Annotated in this window: 20 protein-coding genes; 10 read left to right on the top strand and 10 right to left on the bottom strand. The window is 69.4% G+C overall.

Annotated elements, in window-relative coordinates:
- Positions 1-63 precede the first annotated feature (63 nt).
- Both uidA and QRN27_RS07095 read left to right on the top strand, forming a co-directional pair.
- Positions 64-1878 (top strand): beta-glucuronidase, encoded by a 1815-nt coding sequence (gene uidA / locus QRN27_RS07100; RefSeq protein WP_285041337.1) that lies wholly within the window; start codon positions 64-66, stop codon positions 1876-1878.
- A gap of 97 nt (positions 1879-1975) precedes the next feature.
- The gene (locus QRN27_RS07095) at positions 1976-3346 is read left to right on the top strand and encodes an MFS transporter (protein WP_285041336.1); all 1371 of its coding nucleotides are present in this window, start codon (positions 1976-1978) and stop codon (positions 3344-3346) included.
- 19 nt (positions 3347-3365) lie between these two features.
- Here QRN27_RS07095 and QRN27_RS07090 read toward each other — a convergent pair whose 3' ends face one another.
- The gene (locus QRN27_RS07090; protein WP_285041335.1) at positions 3366-4412 is read right to left on the bottom strand and encodes an SMP-30/gluconolactonase/LRE family protein; all 1047 of its coding nucleotides are present in this window, start codon (positions 4410-4412) and stop codon (positions 3366-3368) included.
- Positions 4409-6244: a flavin-containing monooxygenase gene (locus QRN27_RS07085; RefSeq protein WP_285041334.1), complete on the bottom strand. Its 1836-nt coding sequence runs from the start codon at positions 6242-6244 to the stop codon at positions 4409-4411. The genes QRN27_RS07090 and QRN27_RS07085 overlap by 4 nt, the downstream gene beginning before the upstream one ends.
- A gap of 69 nt (positions 6245-6313) precedes the next feature.
- On the opposite strand from QRN27_RS07085, the gene QRN27_RS07080 reads away from it, so the two are divergent.
- Positions 6314-6772, top strand: a complete 459-nt coding sequence (locus QRN27_RS07080; RefSeq protein ID WP_285041333.1) for a MarR family winged helix-turn-helix transcriptional regulator — start codon at positions 6314-6316, stop codon at positions 6770-6772.
- Positions 6773-6790: 18 nt separating this feature from the next.
- Here the strand turns inward: QRN27_RS07080 and QRN27_RS07075 are convergent, their stop codons facing one another.
- Positions 6791-7774, bottom strand: a complete 984-nt coding sequence (locus QRN27_RS07075; RefSeq protein ID WP_056009450.1) for a TerC family protein — start codon at positions 7772-7774, stop codon at positions 6791-6793.
- A 237-nt stretch (positions 7775-8011) separates the two neighbouring features.
- Complete coding sequence (locus QRN27_RS07070; RefSeq protein ID WP_285041331.1) at positions 8012-8944, bottom strand: NADP-dependent oxidoreductase; 933 nt, start codon at positions 8942-8944, stop codon at positions 8012-8014.
- 92 nt (positions 8945-9036) lie between these two features.
- Between QRN27_RS07070 and QRN27_RS07065 the strand changes: the two genes are divergently transcribed.
- Positions 9037-9531 (top strand): MarR family winged helix-turn-helix transcriptional regulator, encoded by a 495-nt coding sequence (locus tag QRN27_RS07065; protein WP_285041330.1) that lies wholly within the window; start codon positions 9037-9039, stop codon positions 9529-9531.
- A gap of 8 nt (positions 9532-9539) precedes the next feature.
- Here the strand turns inward: QRN27_RS07065 and QRN27_RS07060 are convergent, their stop codons facing one another.
- Positions 9540-11618: a serine hydrolase domain-containing protein gene (locus tag QRN27_RS07060; RefSeq protein WP_285041328.1), complete on the bottom strand. Its 2079-nt coding sequence runs from the start codon at positions 11616-11618 to the stop codon at positions 9540-9542.
- 270 nt (positions 11619-11888) lie between these two features.
- On the opposite strand from QRN27_RS07060, the gene QRN27_RS07055 reads away from it, so the two are divergent.
- Positions 11889-12263, top strand: coding sequence for a hypothetical protein (locus tag QRN27_RS07055; RefSeq protein ID WP_285041327.1), 375 nt, complete (start codon positions 11889-11891; stop codon positions 12261-12263).
- Positions 12264-12279: 16 nt separating this feature from the next.
- Here the strand turns inward: QRN27_RS07055 and QRN27_RS07050 are convergent, their stop codons facing one another.
- The gene (locus QRN27_RS07050; RefSeq protein WP_056009439.1) at positions 12280-12858 is read right to left on the bottom strand and encodes a TerD family protein; all 579 of its coding nucleotides are present in this window, start codon (positions 12856-12858) and stop codon (positions 12280-12282) included.
- Between the two features lie 120 nt (positions 12859-12978).
- Positions 12979-13728: a GAF and ANTAR domain-containing protein gene (locus QRN27_RS07045; protein ID WP_285041326.1), complete on the bottom strand. Its 750-nt coding sequence runs from the start codon at positions 13726-13728 to the stop codon at positions 12979-12981.
- A gap of 177 nt (positions 13729-13905) precedes the next feature.
- Here QRN27_RS07045 and QRN27_RS07040 point away from each other — a divergent pair, with 177 nt between their 5' ends.
- Complete coding sequence (locus QRN27_RS07040; protein ID WP_285041324.1) at positions 13906-15123, top strand: fatty acid desaturase family protein; 1218 nt, start codon at positions 13906-13908, stop codon at positions 15121-15123.
- Positions 15124-15171: 48 nt separating this feature from the next.
- Positions 15172-15333 carry a hypothetical protein gene (locus tag QRN27_RS07035; protein ID WP_285041323.1) on the top strand — a complete coding sequence of 54 codons (162 nt, stop codon included), beginning with the start codon at positions 15172-15174 and terminating at the stop codon, positions 15331-15333.
- A 61-nt stretch (positions 15334-15394) separates the two neighbouring features.
- Here QRN27_RS07035 and QRN27_RS07030 read toward each other — a convergent pair whose 3' ends face one another.
- A complete protein-coding gene (locus QRN27_RS07030) occupies positions 15395-15940 on the bottom strand; it encodes a hypothetical protein (protein ID WP_285041322.1) in 546 nt (181 codons plus the stop codon).
- 117 nt (positions 15941-16057) lie between these two features.
- On the opposite strand from QRN27_RS07030, the gene QRN27_RS07025 reads away from it, so the two are divergent.
- From QRN27_RS07025 to QRN27_RS07015, 3 genes are all read left to right on the top strand, one after another.
- Positions 16058-16777, top strand: a complete 720-nt coding sequence (locus QRN27_RS07025; protein WP_285041321.1) for a tyrosine-protein phosphatase — start codon at positions 16058-16060, stop codon at positions 16775-16777.
- A 100-nt stretch (positions 16778-16877) separates the two neighbouring features.
- Positions 16878-17048, top strand: coding sequence for a hypothetical protein (locus QRN27_RS07020; protein WP_200936405.1), 171 nt, complete (start codon positions 16878-16880; stop codon positions 17046-17048).
- A 74-nt stretch (positions 17049-17122) separates the two neighbouring features.
- The gene (locus QRN27_RS07015; protein WP_285041320.1) at positions 17123-17956 is read left to right on the top strand and encodes a tetratricopeptide repeat protein; all 834 of its coding nucleotides are present in this window, start codon (positions 17123-17125) and stop codon (positions 17954-17956) included.
- Between the two features lie 198 nt (positions 17957-18154).
- On the opposite strand, the gene QRN27_RS07010 is transcribed toward QRN27_RS07015, so the two are convergent.
- Complete coding sequence (locus QRN27_RS07010) at positions 18155-21127, bottom strand: helix-turn-helix transcriptional regulator (protein WP_285041319.1); 2973 nt, start codon at positions 21125-21127, stop codon at positions 18155-18157.
- Complete coding sequence (locus tag QRN27_RS07005; RefSeq protein WP_285041317.1) at positions 21124-21288, bottom strand: hypothetical protein; 165 nt, start codon at positions 21286-21288, stop codon at positions 21124-21126. The genes QRN27_RS07010 and QRN27_RS07005 overlap by 4 nt, the downstream gene beginning before the upstream one ends.
- Between the last annotated feature and the right edge of the window lie 154 nt (positions 21289-21442).

Genomic DNA, 21442 nt, shown 5'->3' with positions numbered 1-21442 from the left:
AGCTTCGTCTCGCTCCGCATCATCGACCCGCACCATTTCGCATCGTCGCGAAGAAGGAACCCCATGTTGAAACCCCGCGCCACCCCCACCCGTGACCTCTCGAACCTCGACGGCCTGTGGTCGTTCGCGCTCGACTCCGCCGTCGGCGAGCAGCCCTGGCTCGAGCGGCTCCCCGGCTCGCTCGAGGTCGCGGTGCCCGCGAGCTACAACGACCAGTTCACCTCCGCCGAGATCCGCGACCACGTGGGCTGGGTGTACTACCAACGCCCCGTGTCCGTCCCGCGCGGGTGGGACGGCGAACGCATCATGCTCCGCTTCGACGCCGCGACGCACGCTGCGCGGGTCTACGTCGACGACGCTTTCGTCGGGGAGCACCAGGGTGGCTACACGCCGTTCGAGATCGACATCAGCGACCGGGTGCAGGCGGGTGGGAGCGTCCGCCTGACGGTCGGTGTCGACAACCAGCTCACGAACCTCACCATCCCGCCTGGCATCATCAGCGAGGCACCGGACGGCCGCAAGCAGCAGGCGGTGCTGCATGACTTCTACAACTACGCGGGGCTCGCACGCTCGGTCTGGCTGTACAGCTCGCCCCAGGTCCGTGTGGAAGACGTCACCATCGTGACGGAGGTCGATGGCACGGACGGGATCGTCCGCTACCGCATTGCGACCACGGCCCCGGCGGACGTACGCGTCCGGGTCCTCGACGCCGGCGGCACGGAGGTCGCCACCGGCGCGGGGGAGTTCGCCGCCCTCACCGTCCCGGGCGTCACCCGCTGGCAGCCTGGCGCGGCCTACCTGTACGACCTCGTGGTCGAACTCGTCGACGGTGATCGGGTGATCGACAGCTACACGCAGTCGTTCGGCGTCCGCACGGTCGAGGTCCGTGGCGCGCAGCTCCTCATCAACGGCTCGCCCTTCTACTTCACCGGGTTCGGCAAGCACGAGGACACCGCCATCCGCGGCAAGGGACACGACAACGCCTACCTGGTCCACGACTTCCAGCTCCTCGACTGGATCGGCGCGAACTCCTTCCGCACCTCGCACTACCCCTACGCCGAGGAGGTGCTCGAGTTCGCGGACCGGCAGGGCATCGTCGTGATCGACGAGACCGCGGCGGTCGGGCTCAACCTCGGGGTGCAAGGCGGCCTCACGGGCATCCCGCCCACCCCGACCTTCGCACCGGAGAACTTCGGCGGGGTGACGCGCGAGATCCACGCGCAGCATCTCCGAGAACTGATCGACCGGGACAAGAACCACCCGAGCGTGGTGATGTGGTGCATCGCGAACGAGCCGGCCTCGAACGAGGAGGGCGCGCGGGAGTACTTCGAACCCCTCGTCGAGCTCGCCCGCGAGCTCGACCCGACGAGGCCGCTCACCTATGCGGCGGTGATGTTCGCGAACGCGCAGAACGACAAGATCGCCGACCTCTTCGACGTCCTCAGCATCAACCGGTACTTCGGGTGGTACGTGTTCACGGGCGACCTCGCCACGGCCGAGCACTACCTCGAGCAGGACCTCCGCGGGTGGGCGCAGCGGTTCGGGAAACCGATCATGATGTCCGAGTACGGCGCGGACACGATGCCGGGCCAGCACTCCGTCTGGGACCTGCCGTGGAGCGAGGAGTACCAGACCGACTACCTCGCGATGAACCACCGCGTCTTCGACCGCATCCCGGAGTTCATCGGCGAGCACGTGTGGAACTTCGCCGACTTCCAGACGTCACCCGGCATCCACCGGGTCGACGGGAACCGCAAGGGTGTCTTCACCCGCGACCGCAAACCGAAGGGCGCCGCGTTCTCCTTGCGGCGTCGCTGGACCGGACTCGACGGGTCGAAGCCCGGACAGGCCACCGACAGAGCCACCGACGACCGCTGACCCGTCCATCCGCGCGCGGCCCCTCGGGGGTGAGGGCCGCCGCGGGTGATCCCGACCCCGCATCACATCCCGTACCACCCGACCGAAGAAGGAACCCATGGGCATCAACGACGAGCTCACTCCAGAGGAGTCCTCACGCATCACCATCGCCGCTGCCACGGCGCGTCCCATGACCTCCGGCACCGCCGCAGGTCCCTCCACGACCAACCTCCCGACGCCCGACGGGCCGTCGCGTCCCGTGAGTGCGCGGTTCATCGTGACGATGATGCTGGCGAACTTCGGGTCGTCGATGGCGTTCATCGTCCCGCTGTCCTACTCGCTGGCGCTCCGGATCCAGGAGCTCGTCCCCGGCCATGAGGAGGTCCTCGGGTACGCGACGGGTCTCGCGCAGGCGGTGTTCATCCTCACGGCGCCGCTCGTCGGGATCTGGAGTGATCGCACGCGCTCCCGTATCGGTCGGCGGCGGCCGTTCATGCTCGGCGGGATCGTCTTCGGACTCGTCGGCCTCCTCGTCATCTCGGTGGCGCCGAGCGTACCCGTCCTCATCATCGGCTGGATCATCGCCATGTTCGGCTGGGCGAACGTCGGCGCGGCGATCATGTTCCTCCAGGCGGACCTGGTGCCGGAACAGCAACGCGGCAAGATCTCCGGCCTCACCGGTTTGACCGCCCAGGTCGCACCGATCCTCGGCATCGGCGTGGTCTACGCCGTCGTGGACATCAGCACCGTGCTCGTCTTCCTCCTCCCCGGCGTCATCGGGGCCGTCACCGTGCTCGTGTTCGTGTTCCTCGGCAAGGACCCGGACTCGCGGGGGATGGCGCTCCCCAACGACAGGATCTCGTTCAAGAAGGTGTTCTCGAGCTACGCCTTCAACCCGCGGAAGTACCCGGACTTCGGGTGGAACTGGCTCGGCCGCTTCACCTTCTTCATCGGCCTGTACTTCAACACGAGTTTCGCGACGTTCTTCTACGCCCAGCGGCTCGGGCTGCCGGTCTCCGAGATCGCCGGCGCCGTGACGGTCATCGGCCTCCTCGGGGTCGTCGCCGCCGTCGTCGGAGCGCTCGGCGGTGGGTGGGTGTCCGACAAGCTGGGGCGCCGGAAGCTCTTCGTCCTCATCGGTGCACTGCTCTTCGCGGTCGGCGCGGTGATCGAGGCCACCGCGTTCTCCTTCCCGCAGCTCGTCATCGGCGCCGTCATCATGAACCTCGCCCTGGCGGCGTTCGGCGCCGTCGACCAGGCCATCGTCCTGGCGATCCTGCCGGACCGCTCCGAGGCCGGCCGCTACATGTCGGTCGTGTCCTTCGCGCAGAAGCTGCCGAGCGCGATCGCCCCGCTCCTCGCTCCGGTGATCATCGCGATCGGCGCGGTGGACGGGGTGAAGAACTACACGCTGCTGTATCTCGTCGGTGGAGTGTTCGCCCTGCTGGGCGGTTCGATCATCCTGACGAAGGTGAAGGGCATCCGGTAGCTGTGTCGAGTGGCTTCGATCAGCCGCCGTTCGACTGTCGGATGCCCTCGCCGAGCGCGGTGAACCGGTAGATGTACCCGCCGGCTTCGCCGCTGACCGTCACATAGGCGTCGGTCGTCCCCGGTTCGATGGCGAGGTTCGTCGCCGACCCGACCCCGTCCTCGTCGTGCGGCATCTCCACGGTGGCGAGGTGCTTCCCGGTGTCGCTGTAGACGAGGACCGCCGCCCGACCGTGGAGACCGAGGTAGAGGTTGCCGTCGGCGTCGACCGCCGCCGAGTCGACCTGCGTCGTCCCGCCATCGAGGTGGAGTGCGGGGAACGCGGCCGTCACCCGCGATCCGGTCTCGTCCAGCCGGACGAAGTCGACCTGGTTCCCCGTGTTGTGCGTCACCCACAGGCCGTCGAACCCGGGAGTGAAGGCGACGCCGTTCGGTGCGGCGAGCCCGTCGGCGAGGACGGTCGGCTCTGCGGTCGATCCGTCGAGCCGGACGAGTCGGCCGGACGCCTCCCAGTACGGCTGGTCGTAGCCGGCCGAATCGGTGACGTAGAGGTGACCGGCTTCGTCGAAGGACAGGTCGTCCGGATGGATCGGTACCCCGTCGACGTCGCCGGCGAAGAACTGCCGGAGATCGTCGCCGTCCGCAGTGATGCTGTCGATCCGGCCGCCGATGAAGTCCGTGAGGTACAGCCGGTCGTCCACGGGGCTGAACTGCGCGGAAGTGTACGCGCTCGTCGAATCCGTGTGGATGGGCGTGATGTCGAGGGACTCGGTGTCGATGCGGAGCACCTTCGGCTCGCCGGGAGGCGCGGTGACGTCCACGATGTAGAAAACGCCATCGGGTCCGAACGTCGGACCCTCGAGGAGCGTCATCCCCGTGAGGTCGTGGGGTGAGGTGACCTGGAGGAGCTCGGTGGCGGTGATGGTGGTCGCCCCCGACAGCCCGGCCGTCGACGAGGCGGCGGGTGCGGTGGTGTCGGTGGTGCAGCCCGCCAGCGTCGTCGCCAGGACGAGTCCGCCGAAGACGCGGACGTCGCGACGTCGCCACGGGGCGGTGTCGGCGCTCATCGGTTCGCGCCGGCGATCGTGATCTCGGCGGCTTCTGCGGTCACGAGCACGTCATGCAGTTCGGTCGCCCGCCACTCGGCCAGCAATCGTCGGAACTGCAGCGGGCTGCCCGAGTAGGAGGCGCCGGTCATCGACTGCGTCCCCTCCCCATTGTAGTACCCGGGCGTGCAGGCGGCTTGGTACGCGGTCACGTCGCGAGCGGTCCGCGCGACGGTCTGCACCCAGGCCTCCTCGGCCTCCGCCGTCGGTTCGACGCGGACGACGTCGACCGCGCGCGCCTGCTCGACGACTGCCGCGATGTGCTCGGCCTGGTCGCGCAGGATGTGGGCGAAGTTCACCGAGGTGGCGTTCTGGATCGGGCCGAGCTGGAACAGGTTCGGGAAGCCGTGGGTCATGAACCCGTGGAGCGTCCGCGGGCCGCGACCCCAGGCCTCGAGCAGGCTCCGGCCGTCGCGTCCGATGACGGGCAGGGTGCCGGAGACGACGCCGGACACCCCTGCCTCGAACCCGGTGGCGAAGATGACGCAGTCGACCTCGTACTCGGTGTCGCCGACCACCACCGAGTGCTCGGTCATGCGGGTGATCCCGCCGTGGTCCGCGGTGTCGACGAGGGTGACGTTCGGTCGGTTGAACGTCTGGAGGTAGTGGTCGCTGAACGCGGGACGTTTGCACATGTAGCGGTACCAGGGCTTCAGCATCGCAGCCGTCGCCGGGTCCTCGACGACCGCGTCCACCCGCGCTCGGATGCGGTTCATGGTGACGGCGTCCTGCAACTCTTCGAGCCGTTCCCGCTCGTCGTCGGGGATCGTGGTGTCGACGTTCCCCGACACCACCTTCCGCTGGAGTGCCGCCGTCGCGGTCCAACCGTCGTCCACGAGCGACTCCTCGACTGGTTCGCCGGAGAGGACGGCGATGAAGTTGTCCATCCGCTCCCGCTGCCAACCGGGACGGAGCGATGCCGCCCACGCCGGATCCGTCGGCCGGTTGTCGCGGACGTCGACGGTCGAGGGCGTCCGCTGGAACACGATGAGCTCCCGGGCGTCGCGACCGAGGTGAGGGATCACCTGGATGCCCGTCGCCCCGGTGCCGACCACCGCGACCCGCTTGTCGGACAGGCCCGTGAGCCCGCCGTCCGGCGTCCCGCCCGTGTAGTCGTAGTCCCACCGGCTCGTGTGGAAGGTGTGACCGCGGAACGTCTCGATGCCGGGGATGCCGGGGAGCTTCGGCTGCGTCAGCGTGCCGGAGGAGGTGATGACGAAGCGGGCCGTCATGCGGTCGCCGCGGTCCGTCTCGACGATCCAGTGCCCGCCGCCGTCGTCCCAGGTGAGTCCGGTGGCGCGCGTCTGGAACAGGGCGTCGGGCAGCAGTCCGTAGTGCTCGGCGATCGCGACGGCATGCTGCCTGATCTCCTCGCCCGGTGCATACCGCCACGTCGGCACGGTCCCGAGCTCCTCGAGGAGTGGCAGGTACACGGAGGCCTCGACGTCGCAGTGGATGCCGGGGTAGCGGTTCCAGTACCAGGTGCCGCCCACGCCGCCGGCCTCGTCCATGAGTCGGATCGACTCCACGCCGGCGTCGCGGAGGCGTGCCGCGGTGAGCAGACCGCCGAACCCGGCGCCGATGATCAGCACCTCGACATGGTCCGTCCGCGGCTCGCGCTCCTGCCAGGCCGTGTAGGGGTCCTTCGCGTAATATCCGAACGCACCGGCGGCACGGCGGTACTGGGCTTGGCCGTCGGGGCGGAGCCGGCGGTCGCGTTCGTGGGCGTAGGTCGCGCGGAGGGCGTCGAGGTCGATGTCGTCGGTCTCGGGGAGGGGCGCTGTCGTGGTCATGGAAAAAGCTTAGCTTTTGTCTAAGTAAATGCTCCTGGGGATCTGCTGAGTCACCGCTACCGTGGTCTCATGAGTGCAGGGGAGCGGAGTCGCGACGCGGTCGTCCGCAGCGTCGAGGCGTTGGCGCTCACCATCTCGATCCGGTCCATCCCCATGAGTCTCGAGCCACTGCTCAAGACCGACCTCACCATCGCGCAGCTCAAGGTGCTCTCGCTCGTCGTCACGAGTGAGGACGGCGCGACCGGTGGGGGGCTCGCGGAGACCTTCGGCGTCTCGATGGCGACGACGTCGAAGCACGTCGATCGCCTCGTCGAGCAGGGCCTCGTGACCCGCTCGTTCGATGTCGACGACCAGCGCGTCAGACGGATCCGCGCGACCGAACTCGGGCGCGCGGTGGTGCTGCGGATGATGGCGTCACGACCGGAACTCGGCTCGGAGGTCCTCCGCGATCTCGCCACCGAGGATCTCCGAGCGCTCGAGCAGGGCCTTCGTGCCGTCGACGAGCTGCTTCGCGCCCGGCGGGCCTGAACCCGTCGGGCGCATCGACTACTGCTCGAGGCCCGCGCGTGCGTCGCGGCGGGTCTTCGCGAGCGAGGCGACCGTCGCCACCGTGATCGTCAGGGCGATGAACAGCAGCGAGAACCAGATCGGGATGTCGGGGATCCAGTCGATGTGCTGCCCGCCGTTGATGAACGGAAGCTCGTTGACGTGGAGGGCGTGGAACACGAGCTTCACGCCGATGAACGCGAGGATGACCGCGAGCCCCTGCGCCAGGTAGACGAGGCGCTCGAGCAGGCCGCCGATGAGGAAGAACAGCTGGCGCAGACCCATGAGCGCGAAGGCGTTCGCCGTGAACACGATGTACGCCTGCTCGGTCAGGCCGTAGATCGCCGGGATGGAGTCGACCGCGAAGACGAGGTCGATGAAGCCGATCGCGACGATGGTGAGCAGCATCGGGGTGAAGAAGCGCTTGCCGTCGATCTTCACCGAGAGGCGGTCGCCGTGGTACGTGTCGGTGATGGGGAGGATGCGGCGGGCGAAGCGCACGAGCTTGCCGTTCGCCGGGTCGCTCTCGTGGTCGCTGAACGCCTGGCGGTACGCGAGGAACAGCAGGAGCGCGCCCATCAGGTAGAAGATCCAGGAGTAGTTCTCGATCAGGGCGGCACCGACGGCGATGAACGCGCCACGCATGATGAGGGCGATGATGATGCCGATCATCAGCACCTTCTGCTGGTACGCCTTCGGCACGGCGAAGCCCGCCATCACGATGAGGAAGACGAACAGGTTGTCGATCGACAGGGCCTTCTCCGTCAGGTAGCCGGCGAAGTACTCGCCGCCGTACGTCCAGCCGGAGACGAGTCCGATGCCGACGCCGAAGAGCAGCGCGAGGCTGACGTAGAAGATCGACCAGCGGGCGGACTCGGCGATCGTCGGCTCGTGCGGCTTCCGCACGTGCGCGAAGAACTCGTAGACGAAGAACAGGATCGTGACACCGATGGTGATGATCCAGATGAGCGGGGTGACGGCCATGACGGCTCCAAGGGGTCGAGGGACACGAGGTTCCGGCGACGGCGCCGGAACAAGGTCTTCTCCGCTCTCGATGAGAGCCGGCACCCCGGGATCCCGACGGTGGGTCCGTATTGACGAGCATGCCGCGAAGGAGTACTCCCCTTGCTCCGTCCATGGTACGGGCGGGAGGGAGTCCGACATCGGCTCGGGGGTCGGACTCCCCGGGGTTTCCCACCGGATTCCGGGTTCCTCCCAGGATCACGCCGGCAGGACGATCACCTTGCCCGCGATGCGCCCTTCGGCGGCCTCGGCGTGGAGGGACGGCAGCTCGCTCAGCGGGATCCGGCGCGTCACCTGGACGGTCAGTGCACCGTCGTCGACGAGTGACACGAGCGTCGAGAGCCGTTCGCGGTTCGGCAGGACGAACACCGTGGCCGCCCGCACCTGCCGGGCCTCGTCGCCGGGCGTCGGCATCCAGGCGGTGGTGCTCACGACCGTGCCGCCGTCACGTACCAGTCCGACGAGGGCGGAGAACCGCTCGGGGTCGATCGGGGCCAGGTTGAGGAGCACGTCGACCGGTTCGGACACCGCGTCGAGGAGGTCGGTCGTGGTGTGGTCCACGACCTCGTCCGCTCCGGCCGCCCGGACGGCCGCTTCGCTGCGCGGGCTCGCCGTCGCGATGACGTGCACGCCGGCCCGCTTCGCGAGCTGCACCGCATAGCCGCCGACCACGCCGCCGGCGCCGACGATGAGGACCCGCTGGCCGGACTCGAGCCCGCCGTCGTCGAACAGTGCCTGCCAGGCGGTCAGTGCGACGGAGGGGAGGGCTGCCGCATCGGCCAGTGGAATGGTCGTCGGGGCGGGGACGACCGACTCGGCCGGTGCAACGACGAACTCCGCGGCCCCGCCGTCGCCCTCCATTGGGAGGAACCCGATGACCGGATCGCCGATCGAGACGCCGTCTACGCCGTCACCGATGGCGTCGATCGTGCCGGACACGTCGTACCCGGGGATGTGGGGGAGTCGGATCGGGATCGGGAGGAACCCGGCGCGCATGCCGTTGTCGGCGGCGTTGAACGCCGAGGCCGCCACGCGCAGGCGCACCTGCCCGGCGGCCGGGGTCGGCTGCTCGACGTCGCCGTACTGGAGGACCTCTGGTCCGCCGATCTCGTGGAACTGGACTGCCTGCATGATGCTCTCCTTTGGTCAACTGCTTCGAGCTCGAAGCAAGTGAGATGACCGTAACACTGCTTCGAACTCGAAGCAACACCTAGGATGGAGACATGTCCGAATCCGCCGCACCCCTGACACCGACCCAGCTCGGCGCGTATTTCGCGTTCACCGAGGTCAGCAGCCTCCTCCGCCCGGCGGTCGAGCAGCAGCTCCGCGAAGCCGGTGGGCTGAGCTATGTCCAGTTCCAGCTCCTCGCCCGGCTCGGCGACACCCCGGACGGACACCAGCGCATGACCGACCTCGCGGACGGCGTGGTCTACAGCCGTAGCGGGCTCACCTATCAGGCGCAGTTGCTCGAGCAGCGAGGACTCATCACGCGGTCGCCGTCACCCGACGACGAACGCAGCACCGTCGTCGCCATCACGGCTGCCGGTCGCGAGGTGCTGTCTGCCGTCTTCCCCGGCCACATCCAGGCCGTGCGAGAGTTGCTCCTCGACCCGCTGTCCGACGATGACGTCAGTGACCTCGCCCGTATCCTCGGGCGGGTCAGCGAGCACCTCCGGGCGGCGCCGCCGCGGTCGGCCGCCCGCCGCCGGAAGGCCTGACCCCAGGCTCAGTAGCTGAGGTCCGGGAGGAGCAGGCCGCCGACGACGGCGACGAACCCCAGGCCGACGAACGCGAGCGCGGTCAGCCCGCTACCCGTGACGCGCGCGGCCGTGGCCACCCGACGGCGCGGGCGTCCGTCGCTCGTGCTCGGTTCCGGTTCCGTTCCGCGCGCCGCGCGAATCGCCCGCCAAACGCTCGGGATACACCCGAGCACCGCGAGGGCCGTCAGGACCTGGGCGACCCGGATGACGACCGACGACGGGGCCGGTCCGTCCGAGATGAGCGCCTGCGCGACGACCGACCAGAACGGCGCCGCGGCGACGAGCGCGAGGACCGATCCGCGCGTCCACCACCTGAGCGCGCGGTCACGTCGATCCGACGGTATCGGCCGCGGGGTACCCGCCCGCCGCAGCGCGCCGAGCGGCCAGGCGAGCAGCGTGATCACGAGGATGAGGAGCGATCCGGCCGCGATCGTCGGGACCAAGGCCCGCTCGGTGGGCATCGGTTGCATCGTGAACGCCGGGTCGAAACCGACGGCCGTCACCGTGTCACCGTCGGTCGAGGCGGCCACCCGGCGTTGACCGTCGACCTCCTGCCAGACCCACGGTTCGACCTCGACGAAGCGGAGCGGCGTTCCTGCGCTGTCGGTGATCGCCGAGATCGTGACGACACCGTCCTGCTCGGCGGCGACCTCCACACTCGACAGGACGTAGAAGAGTCGGACGAACGTCGACTCGCCACGTCGCGACAGCTGATAGGTGCCGGCCAGTGCTGCGGCGTGCGCCGCGGCCGTCTCCTCGACGCGTGGGGCGGACCGCTCCTCCGGGAAGTACCGGTCGGCGAAGCCGGTGGTGACCGCGTCACGGATCGCCGTGCTCGAGTCGCCGTTCACGCCCGTGCTGTTCAGGGAGATGAAGATCCCGGCGTCGTCGTTGGGGTAGATCTCGAGCTGGGCGTGGAACGCGGTGAGATCGCCGGCGTGACTGAGGATGCGGTGTCCGTTCCGGTCCCGTTCGAAGAATCCGAGGGTCATCCGCGGACCGTTCGCGAGGTTCCCGAGGTGTTCCTCGTCGAGGGCCGGGGCGTGCATCCGCTCGAGGCTCTCCGGTGTGAGGAGGGTGCGACCGTCCGCCGACGGGTGGCCGAGCTGGGCGTTCATGAAGTTCGCGAGATCGCCGGCGGTCGCGCTGATCGCGCCTGCCGGTGCCGGACTGACGACCTCGAACGGCACCTCGGGTGACCCGGCGAAGCGGTACCCCGCCGACATGTCGCGTCGGCGTTCCGGCGACAGGGGTTGCTCGTACGTCGCGCCCGTCATGCCGGACGCCTCCAGGACGTGCTCGGTGGCGTACTGCTCGAAAGGCGTGCCGGTGACGCGCTCGACGACATAGGCGGCGAGCCCGTTTGAGTAGTTGGAGTAGGACGGTGTCGTCCCCGGCTCGAAGATCTGCTCGGGTGGGTCGATCGCGACCGTCTCCCGGAGCGGCTTCGGCTCCGCTGGTGCCGAGGCGATGAGCCCGGCGAGTTGGTCTTCGAAGCCCGCGGTGTGCGTCAGGAGATGACGGAGGGTGATCGGGGTGTCGAACGCGACCGGCAGGGTGACGTCGAGATAGGACTGCACTGGTTCGTCGAGGTCGATGACACCGGCCTCGACCTGCTGCATCACGGCGGTCGCCGTCATGAGCTTCGACACGGACCCAATGCGGAACAGCGTCCGGTCGACGTCGACCGGGGTCGGTTCGGACGTGGCGGAACCGGCCGACGCGAGCCCGTAGCCGCGCTTCGCGACGATCTCGCCGCCGCTCACCACCGAGACGACGGCGCCGGTGATCCCTTCACGTTCGAGGGCGGCGGGCAGCAGTCCGTCGAGCCAAGCCGTCGTGTCCTCCGGCGACAGCGGCGCGGCCGCCGTTCCCGTCCCCGTAGGGGCGGCCGGCTCCATCCCGGCGGCCGTCCCGGCGGCAGCGAGCGGTCCGCAGACGATCGCGATCAGGGCCGCGAGGGCGAGGACGACGGAGGTCCGACCGCGGGATCGAGTGGCCGTTTGGGTAGGGTGGCCGGCGGGTCCGCGGCGACTGACGTTCACAGAAGTCAGTCGACCATCATTCGGACCCGACGCCAAAACGAAGGCACCCGCTGTCCGTTATCCGAAGCGGTTCCACGCCGGACTTCGAGGAGGGAGACGCGCCCTTCGCTCAGTCGAGCGAGACGCCGAAGCCACCGGCGATCCCGGCGAGGCCGGTCGTGTAGCCCTGGCCGAGCTGTCAGCAGCGACGCGTCGCGGGTCCCTTCGCAGTGCACGCCAGCCCCTGAATCTGGGATGCTCGAAGCTGTTCCTCCTCGGAAGGGTGCGGCCATGGCAGCTCCAGAGCACGACGTCGGGGCGCCCGCGCGCAATCCGCTGGTCGTCGCGGGCAGCCTGGCGCTCGTCGCGGCGGCTGCCGTGCTCGTGCTGCAGGTCGCTCTTCGGCCGCTCGTGACGGACCTCGCGCTGCAGATGTTCGGGACCCTCGATCTGGGCACCCCGGGAGCGGCGGGGATCGATCGGGTCATGACCGTCGCCCTCATGCTCTTCACCGCGTTGACGACCGGCAGGAACGTGCTCGCCGGCGCTCGTTCACGCGAGGGTGTTCGTTGGATGACGTCGGTATGGCTGCCGGTCGCCGGCTACACGTTCGCCGGAGCGCTTACCTGGGTGTTCTCGGTCACCCGAGGGTTCAGCCTGTCCTGAAAGCAGGACCCGCTCCTCAGTCGAGCGGGACGCCGAAGTCGCCGGCGATCCCGGCGAGGCCGGTCGTGTAGCCCTGCCCGACGGCACGGAACTTCCACTCGCCGTTGTGGCGGTAGATCTCGGCGAACAGCATCGCCGTCTCCTGCGAGGCGTCCTCGGTGAGGTCGTAACGGACGATCTCCTGCTGGTCCTGGTCGAGGACGCGGCAGAAGGCGTCGCGGACCTGACCGAAGTTCTGGCGACGGTTGTCGGCGTCGTGGATGGAGACCGCGATGACGATGCGCGAGACGTCGGCTTCGACGGTGCGGAGGTCGATCGTGATCTGCTCGTCGTCTCCGTCGCCCTCACCGGTGCGGTTGTCGCCCTGGTGCACGACCGAGCCGTCCGGCGTCGACATCTGGTTGTAGAAGATGAAGTCCGCTGGGCTCCGGATCTTGCCGTTCTCCGCGACGAGGATCGCCGAGGCGTCGAGGTCGAACGCCACACCGACGGTGGTGCGCGGATCCCAACCGAGACCGACCGTTGCGATCGTCAGACCAGGACTGGTCTTCGTGAGGGAGAGGTTGCTGCCTTTGGAGAGGCTGAGGCCTGCCATGGGTTGTTCCTTCGGGAGTGCTCGTGTGGTGTTCGAACCTCCATCCTGCCGTGTTCCGGCCGAGAGTGGAGGGGGTTGCCACGGATTTCCCGCCGACGCCGTCCCGGTGAAGGGTGGGGACTACTCGTCCCCGGCCACCGGCGTCCTGCCGACGACCTCCTCGAGCGGCACCTCCTCGCGGGCGACCGCGGCGGCGACATCGCCGAGCCGCCGCTGCCGGGTCCGGGCGTACTGCCGGATCATGCCGAACGCGGTGTCCATGTCCACGCCCGCCGCCCGCGCCAGGTACCCCTTCGCCTGCTCGATCGCAATGCGGCTGTCGAGGGCCCGCTGGAGTTGTGCGGTGGCGAGGGTCGCGTTCTCGATGGTCCGCTGCTGCAGGAGGCTGATCGTCGCGACATCGGCCAGCGCCTGGGCGGCCAGGGCGTCGGCACCGTTGAGTGCGCCCTCGGTCTCGCGGAACAGGTTCAGCGATCCGACGATGGTGTCGCGGAGGCGCAAGGGGATCGCGTGGACGCCGACGTACCCGCTCTCGTTCGCGGCCTCCGCGAACCTCGGCCAGTACAGGTGGAGCTCCTCGGCCGTCTTCACCGTGACCAGGTTGCCCGAGGTGACCGCGGCGATGCACGGCCCCTCACCGGCGTTCAACTGGAGGAGTCCGAAGAAGCCGCTGCGCTCGCTCGTGGAGGCGACGACCTTAAGGGCTCCGTCGCCATCGGCGAGGTGGATCGCCCCGGCTGCGGCGTCGAAGAGTTCGACGGCCCGGTCGACGAGGATCTGCAGGACCTCGACGACGTCGTAGTCGTCGACGAGGCTGTCGGTGAGCGTCACGAACGTCTCGATGAGTCGTGCTTCGCGCGTGTCATCCATGGCGGGGTTCGTCCTCATCTGTCGAGTAGCGGATCAACCGTAACCGAGCCGGAGCCCTCCGACAGCACCCTGGCGGTACCGGTTTCGCCCGGATTTGCATCGCTCGCCGGGGCCGTCCTACGCTGAACGGGCGCTGCCCCAGACCCCGGTCGCCGGACAATCCCCCCACCTCCGTCCATGCCCAGGGAGCATCATGCGCACGCACCGATCAGGCTCGTTCTCCACGCGCCGTCGGCGATCATCGACCTCGACGACACCGCCCGTCCACCCGGCGGAGCGGGTCCGGTGACGGTCGAACGCAGCAGCGGGTTCCGCAAGACCGGACCGAGCAGCACGCCGCGGGCCGGCGGTACGTCGAGTTACTCCGCGATCCTCGCCCAGGTGAAGTCGGCCGGTCTCCTTCGGCGGCGGTACGCGTTCTACTGGACCCTCTTCGCCGTGCTCGTCCTCGCGACCGCCGGGTGCTGGGTGGCGTTCGCGCTGCTCGGAGCGTCCTGGTGGCAACTGCTCGTTGCCGCGGCCCTCGGGGTGCTGTTCACGCAGTTCGCGTTCCTCTCACACGAGGCCGCCCACCGGCAGGTGTTCGAGTCGCGCGCCTGGAACGACCTCGCCGGGCGCTTCCTCGGGACCTTCCTCGTGGGCCTCAGCTACTCCTGGTGGATGAACAAGCACACCCGTCATCACGGCAACCCGAACACGGTCGGCAAGGATCCGGACATCGAGCCCGACACGATCCGTTTCCTTCCGGAGGACGTCAGCGCGGTGCACAACCGGGCGGCGAAGCTCTTCTACCGCCACCAGGGCTGGCTGTTCTTCCCGCTCCTCACGCTCGAGGGCCTCAACCTGCACTGGCTCGCGATCCGCTCGGTCGTGAGCGGGGTCGGGACGAGGGGCGGCGGCCGTGACCGCGCGATCGAGGGGGCGCTGCTCCTGGCCCGGTTCGGTCTCCTCCTCGGCGTCGTGTTCACCTTCCTGCCGTTCGGTATGGCGTGCGCGTTCCTCGGCGTGCAGTTCGCGGTGTTCGGCGTCATGATGGGCGCGTCCTTCGCGCCGAACCACAAGGGCATGCCGACGATCGCCCATGACGCGAACGTCGACTTCTTCTCCCGCCAGGTGCGGACCTCGCGGAACGTCACGGGTGGCCTGTGGGTGTCGTTCCTCATGGGTGGCCTGAACTACCAGGTGGAGCACCACCTGTTCCCGTCGATGCCGCGGCCCGCGCTGAAGGAGGCGCGGCGGCTGGTGCGTGACCACTGTGCGGCGCTCGACGTGCCGTACACGGAGACCACGCTGCTGCGTTCGTGCGGCATCGTCATCCGCTACCTCAACCGGGTCGGCCTCGGGGCCCGCGATCCGTTCGCGTGTCCGCTCGTCGCCGAGCTCCGCATACACTGAGCCACCATCCCCGAGCACCATCACCCCACGGAATCAGGAACCCACCCCATGCAGATCATCATCGTCCTCCTCGTCCCCTGGGCGATCCTCTCCATCGTCGGGTTCGCGCTGAAGGGCCTGCTCTGGCTGGGCATCATCGGTATCGTCCTCCTCGTCGGGACGATCATCTTCGGTGCCGTCCGCCGCGCTGCGAGCAAGCGCAAGCTGTAGCGGCTGAGGCGTACGCACCCGGCTTCGCGAGCATCCAGGAGCCGGGCGCGCCCGGCCGGGTTCAGCGTGGAGGCGTCACCATCGGTGCGTCCGTGTGGACGAGTGCTGCCCAGTCGCCGAACGACGGGCGGTCGCGCCAGTTGCCGGAGAGATCGACCTCGTCCATCGAGAGCCGGTCGAGGGTCGAAGCGACCTTGTCCTTGATCGAGAGCGTGCCCGTGCCATCGGTATTGAAGAGGCCGCGCACGATCCAGAGGCACTGAGCTCGGCGATACTGCGTGTCCTGGTCCGGGTAGAGGTAATCGACGACGCTCCACAGGAACATCCGCTCACCCTCGTCCTTCCAGTCGACGATGCGGAAGATCGACCCGGTCGGAAGGTAGAAGGTCACCCGGAATGCGAGGGGGCCGAGCGCGGAACTCGAGAGCGCCCATGGTGTCGGCGAGCTGCCGTGGGCCTCGACCTCGTCACGGACCGCCTGCGGGACGATGTCGAATCCGTGGGTCTGGTCGTCGTAGGCCGCCCGTGCCTCGCCCTCGGAGATCCACTCGCGGTCGAGGATGGGGCGTCCGGTCATGGAATTCCACTGACCGAGGTAGGCGTACATGCACTCAGGCTAACCGTCGGCCGGCTGACGCCGTGCGGACGTCTGTGATCATCCGGATGGAGCCTGTGCCCCGGGGTTGAAGCGCACGGCGCAGGCCGGTCGGGTACGCTCTGCCGGATGCGGAACCTGGACTGGGACGGCCTGCGCAACCTGAGAGACCTCGGCGGCCTGCCGACGCCGCTCTCGTCCACCGGCGCGACGGTCAGCGGGCGGATCGCGCGAGGACCACGACGGGAGCTGCTCACCGAAGCCGGGTGGGCGGCCGCGACGCGATGGGGGCTGCGCTCCGTGGTCGATCTGCGCAGTGCCGACGAGGTCGGCGCCCGAGACGCCGACCCGGACGCACAGCCCCCGGCGGATCTCGTCATCACGCTGGCGCCGACCGAGGACCAGGCGGATCCCGAGTTCCGTGAGGTCTGCCTGCCGATCCTCGATTCGCCCGAGTACTGGCAGCACAACGTGCGCATCCTGCCGGACCTCGTCCGTGTCGCCCTGGAGACGGTCGCCTCGAGCGAGCCCGGGATCCTCGTGCACTGCGCGGCCGGCCGAGACCGCACCGGAATGATCAGCGCCCTCCTCCTCGCCAACGCCGGCGTCCCCGACGACGCGACCGTCGACGACTACGCGGCGTCGGTCCGTGCGATGGCGGGGGCTGCGCCGCACGGAGGACCGACGCACGATCGCCAGGCCACCTGGACGGCGGATCAGGTCGACGCCTTCCTCGACGAGGTCACCCCGCATGTGCGCGCGTTCGTCGCCGAGGTCGACGTCGTCTTCGACCTCCTGGGTCTCGACAAGGAGGTTCGGACCCGCCTGCGACGGCTCCTCGTCGGGTGACCGGTTCCGGCCGACGCAGAGGCCGTCCTGCTAGGGTCCTGCCTGATCGTCACCCGATCCCGCCAGCCGCCATCACCCCCGGAACAGGAAACCCACACCCGTGCAGAAGTTCGCCGTCGTCATCGTCGTCCTCCTCGCCCTCTGGGCGGTCCTCTCCATCGTCGGGTTCGTGCTGAAGGGCCTGTTCTGGCTCGGCGTCATCGGCGTCATCCTCATCGTCGGCACCATCGCGTTCGGAGCCGTCCAGCGCTCGCTGAACAACCGGCGGTAGACAGGAGCGCCACAGCGCGAACGGCGGTGCTGCCATGATGTCCACTCGTGGCCGGTGGCGCGGAATGGGGTGGCATGATGCGATTCGAATCGTCGGAAGCGCTCATCGCCGCGCTCCTCGAGCTCAGGGCGAAGGGTCGACCGGAACGCGCGTGCGCGCTCGTCCGGGCCTCCCTGGCCGCACTCGGGCACCCGTTCGCGGAAGAGTACTGGGAGACGTTCTTCGACCCGGAGGAGTCCTTCGCCAACGCGATGTATGACTGCGGCACCGCCCTGTGGGAGCTCGACTGGTCCGATCGGGACGACATCCGCCCGCAGGCGGCACTCCTCGCGTTGGAAGCGTCTGCAGCCGCTGGGCTCGACCTCGCCGGATTCGCCCTGGCGCAGTCGCTCGACTGGCTCGGCGATCCTCGCGCCGAGGCGGTGCTCCGCGACTTCGTATCGCGCCACCCCGACTGGGAGGATCCCAGGCTCTTCGGAATCCTCGGCGGTCTCATCGCGGACCACTACGACGACGCGGAGCACATGGACGAGGCGCTCGCCTGTCTCGACCGTGTCGGGGACAGCGAGGACATCTGGGTGTGTTGGCGGGCGTTGGCGATCGCCAAGCTCGGCCACGTGGAGGATGCGGTCGCATTGCTCGGCGACCGGGTGGCGGCGAACGACCGGGACGCCTTGTCCGTGCTCGGAGACATTCACGACTGGGCGGGCGATGTGGACCGGGCGCAGGACGCCTATCTCCGGGCGATTGCCGTCGGAGATGCCCGCTCGGCACGCATGCTCGGCAACTTGCTCCACACGATCGGCGACGATGCTGCGGCGAGGCAGGCCTATGAGATCGCGGCAGCGCGCGGCGACGGGTACGCGACCGAGCTGCTGCGCGATCCCTCGTGGGAACTCCCCGGCTGACGGCGGAGTGGCCAGGGCCGAGCGGGGGCGCCTCCCTCCCGAACGCACCCGCTGTCCAAAGAACGCAACAGCCCGTCCCGCTTCCGGCTCCGTGATTACGCTGATGCCGACAGGACCCTTTCGCCCTGTCGGGGTTCCCGGCCGACGTTCCCTCGATTTCGGCCGGGAACCACCCCGCCGCGAGGACGGTCGTCGGGATCAGCCGGGTTGCTCGGCGCTCGCCGCGAGCAATCCGCTCGCTCCGGCGACCATCGCGGCTTCGGTCCGGGTCGACACACCGAGCTTCCGCAGGATGGCCGAGACGTGGACGCTGGCCGTCTTCGCACTGATGAACAGTCGCTCCCCGATCTGCGGGTTGCTGAGGCCCTCAGCGACGAGCTGCAGCACCTGGCGTTCGCGCGCGGTCAGCTCCGCGGACCCGCCCGAGGTGCGTGCCCGAGGTCGGCCGTCGAGGTTCAGCGATGCCCGCGCTGCCAATGCCCGAGCACCGTCGAGGACGAGCCCGGCGCCGAGTGTCGTCGCCTCCGCGACGGCGGTGACGAGGGCATCCTGCGCCCGGGGACGATCGCCGGCGGCCACCAGCGCCTCCGCCATCCGCAGCGCCGTGTAGGGCGCGAGCACCGCCGGTGCGAACGGGCGTTCGGCCATCGCACGAGCCGTCTCCCACGCTGATGCGTCGTCGCCGGTGCCATCAGGCCCGCCGAGTTCGGCATCGACAAGCGCACTCCAGAGCGGCGCGGTCGGCCAGAACCGCTCCTTCGTGATGAGCGCCCGCCAACGCGTCTCCTGCTCGCGGAGGCGTGCGTCGTCGAGGCCGGCGAATGGCCCGGATCCGAGGTCGAGCGTCCCCGCAGCCATGGCGACCCGCACCCGGGCCATGACCCGGGCCGCGTCCGCCAGCGCAGGAAGGTCGTACGCCGGCATCGGGCGGTGGTCGGGGGCGTCGAACACGCCGACACCGGCGGGCGACCACGCTCCGGCGAGGTCTCCGGTGGCGAGGCCGACCTGCATCACGACGCGCGCGACGCCGAACCGGGTCTGCACCTCCAGGCCCGACAGTGAGAGCATCCCCTTCCGCCACCGGCGGTAGAGCGTCGCTGCGGTCTCGGCATCGCCACGCCACAGCAAGAGGAGGATGAGCGACTGGCGGAGGTACACGGAGAACGCGAGCGGCGGCTGCAGCGCAAGCGCGCGGTGCACCCGTTCCTCCGCCTCGTCCCATCGCCCGAGCGCCACCAGGGGGTCGACGGCGTTCGACGACAGGATGAGCCCAGAGCTGCGCTCGACGCCGAGTGCCCTCGCCCGCGCGACACCTTCGAGCGCCGATGCGAGCGCCTCCTCGTACGAACCGAGCAGGTTCGCCATGTCGGAGGCGTTCACCCGGTATCGGAGGAGCGCGCTGCCGTCGCCGTCGGCCAGTGACTCCGCGGTCGCGAGCATCGGCCTCCCGGCGTCCAACTCACCACGGTGGATGCGGGCGATGCCGCCGATGTTCGCCGCGACCGAGGCGTTCCGCGCGGAGCCGGTGCGCGCGGCCTCCTGCGCGGCGGCGTCGGCGTACTCGATCGCCCGCTCCAGTCGACCGACGATCATGTGTCGTGCGGCGAGGCTCGTGAGCAGCACACCGCGCAGCTCGCCCGGGGTGTCGGCGGGGACGCGGGCCAAGGCCTGTTCGAGGAGCTCCACCGAGCCAGGGCGCCCGAGGTTCGCGAGATAGAACGCCTTGTCGCGCAGCAGCTTGGCCTGATCGAGGTCGTCGCGGTCCTCCGGCGTGGCGAGCACCTGATCGACCATCGCGATGGCCCGGTCCGTCCAGCCCGCGTTCCGCAGGGCGCTCGCCGTCCGTCGCATGAGTTCCGACCGCGAGCGGCCGACGAGGTCTTGCGCCTCGGGGATCTGGTCCCAGATCTCGAGCAGGCGTTCACCGAGCTGCGCCTCCGTGCTGTACGCGAAGGCAGCATGCGCCTGCTCCATGGCCCGCACGGTGGCCGGGAACGCGCGGGTGAAGTCCCTGGCCAGCATCCAGTGGTACGACACCTCGGCCGCAACCGGTTCGACCCCGGCCGCGGCTTCCAAGGCCTCGGCGAACCCGGCATGGAAGCGCGTCCGTTCGCCCGGGAGCAGGTCGTCGTGGATCGCCTCCCGGACGAGCGCGTGACGGAACGCGTAGGTGGTCGTGTCCGCGACGAGGACGTTCGCCGCGATGGCCTCTCGCACGCCGGCGTCGAGGGCGTCGTGGTCGCCGGTGAACACGCGCTCCAGGAGCGCATGCTCGACGCGGACACCGCCGGCGGAGACCACGCGCAGCAACTGTTGGCTGTTGGGCGTGAGCCGTTCGTAGCGGGCGAGGAGGAGCTCGCGGAGGGTGTCGGGCAGATCGTCGCCGTCATCGTCGCCGTCGCCGAGTCCCAACAGCTCCTCCACGAAGAAGGGGACGCCCTCGCTGCGGGCGTACACGCTGTCGATGGAGACCGTGTCGAGCGAGGTGCCGCGGATGGCGATGGCCTGACGGAGCACGTTGCCGCGGCTCAGACGCTCGAGGCCGTGCCGCTCCACCCGCCTCGTGCGGTCGAGTTCGGCCAGGAACCCGCGCAGGGGGTGTCCGCGCGACACGTCCTCGTTGCGGACGGTGAGCACGACCATCACGTGGGCATCGGTCAGGACGCGCACGAGGAACGCGAGCAGGCTGAGAGTCGCGCCGTCGGCCCAGTGGACGTCCTCGATCGCGATGACCACGGGCTGCTCTCGGGAGAGCGCCTCGAGCAGGACGGCGACGGTCTCGTGGAGCCGCCCGACGCCGCCGTCGCGCTGGTCCTCCGGCTCCACACCGGGCGACGGCAGCAGGGTCTCGAGCGAGGCCCGGCCGGGCCCGGCGGCGTCGAGCGCGGCCTCGCGACCCCGCTGCGCGACGAGGTCCTTCATGAGGCCGAGCACGGGCGCGTACGGCGCGGCGACGTCGCCCAGGTCGACGCACTGCCCCGTGATCACGAGCGCCGACGAGCGGACCGAGCGGGTGAACTCCGTCAGCAGTCGGGTCTTCCCGATGCCGGCTTCGCCGCTGAGGACCATGCTGCGCGATCCACCCGCCGCGACGGTGTCGAACACGGACCGCATCGCAGCGAGGTCTGACGCGCGCCCGATCATCGTCGGGCTCGTCGCGGGCAGGGTCACCACTCCATGGTCCCACCCTGGTCGTGGTGGGGAGTGCCCTCGTCGAGCAGGCGCTCGCGGTGTCGCCGCCGCCGTTCGAGGTCCTGCTCGAGCTGGTGCTCGAAGAACCGTCTCGTCTCGGCCGACATGGCCGAGCTGTAGGTCGCGGTCGTGATCATCATGGCTGTCCCTCCATGAGCCGGCTGCGGATGCCGTGCTCGGACTCCAACGTTCCGCTCTGAGGGGGCCCGACTACCTCGGGCACCTGCCCTATTCCGGCCGTGGGGCGCGGCGGGCCTCGCGATGAGGGGCACTGCCCACCTGCGGATGGCGTAC

The organism is Plantibacter sp. LMC-P-059a (assembly GCF_030209505.1).
GTDB lineage: Bacteria > Actinomycetota > Actinomycetes > Actinomycetales > Microbacteriaceae > Plantibacter.
The sequence above is the reverse complement of the archived record's forward strand: the minus strand, read 5'-3'. Positions and strand labels throughout refer to the sequence as shown.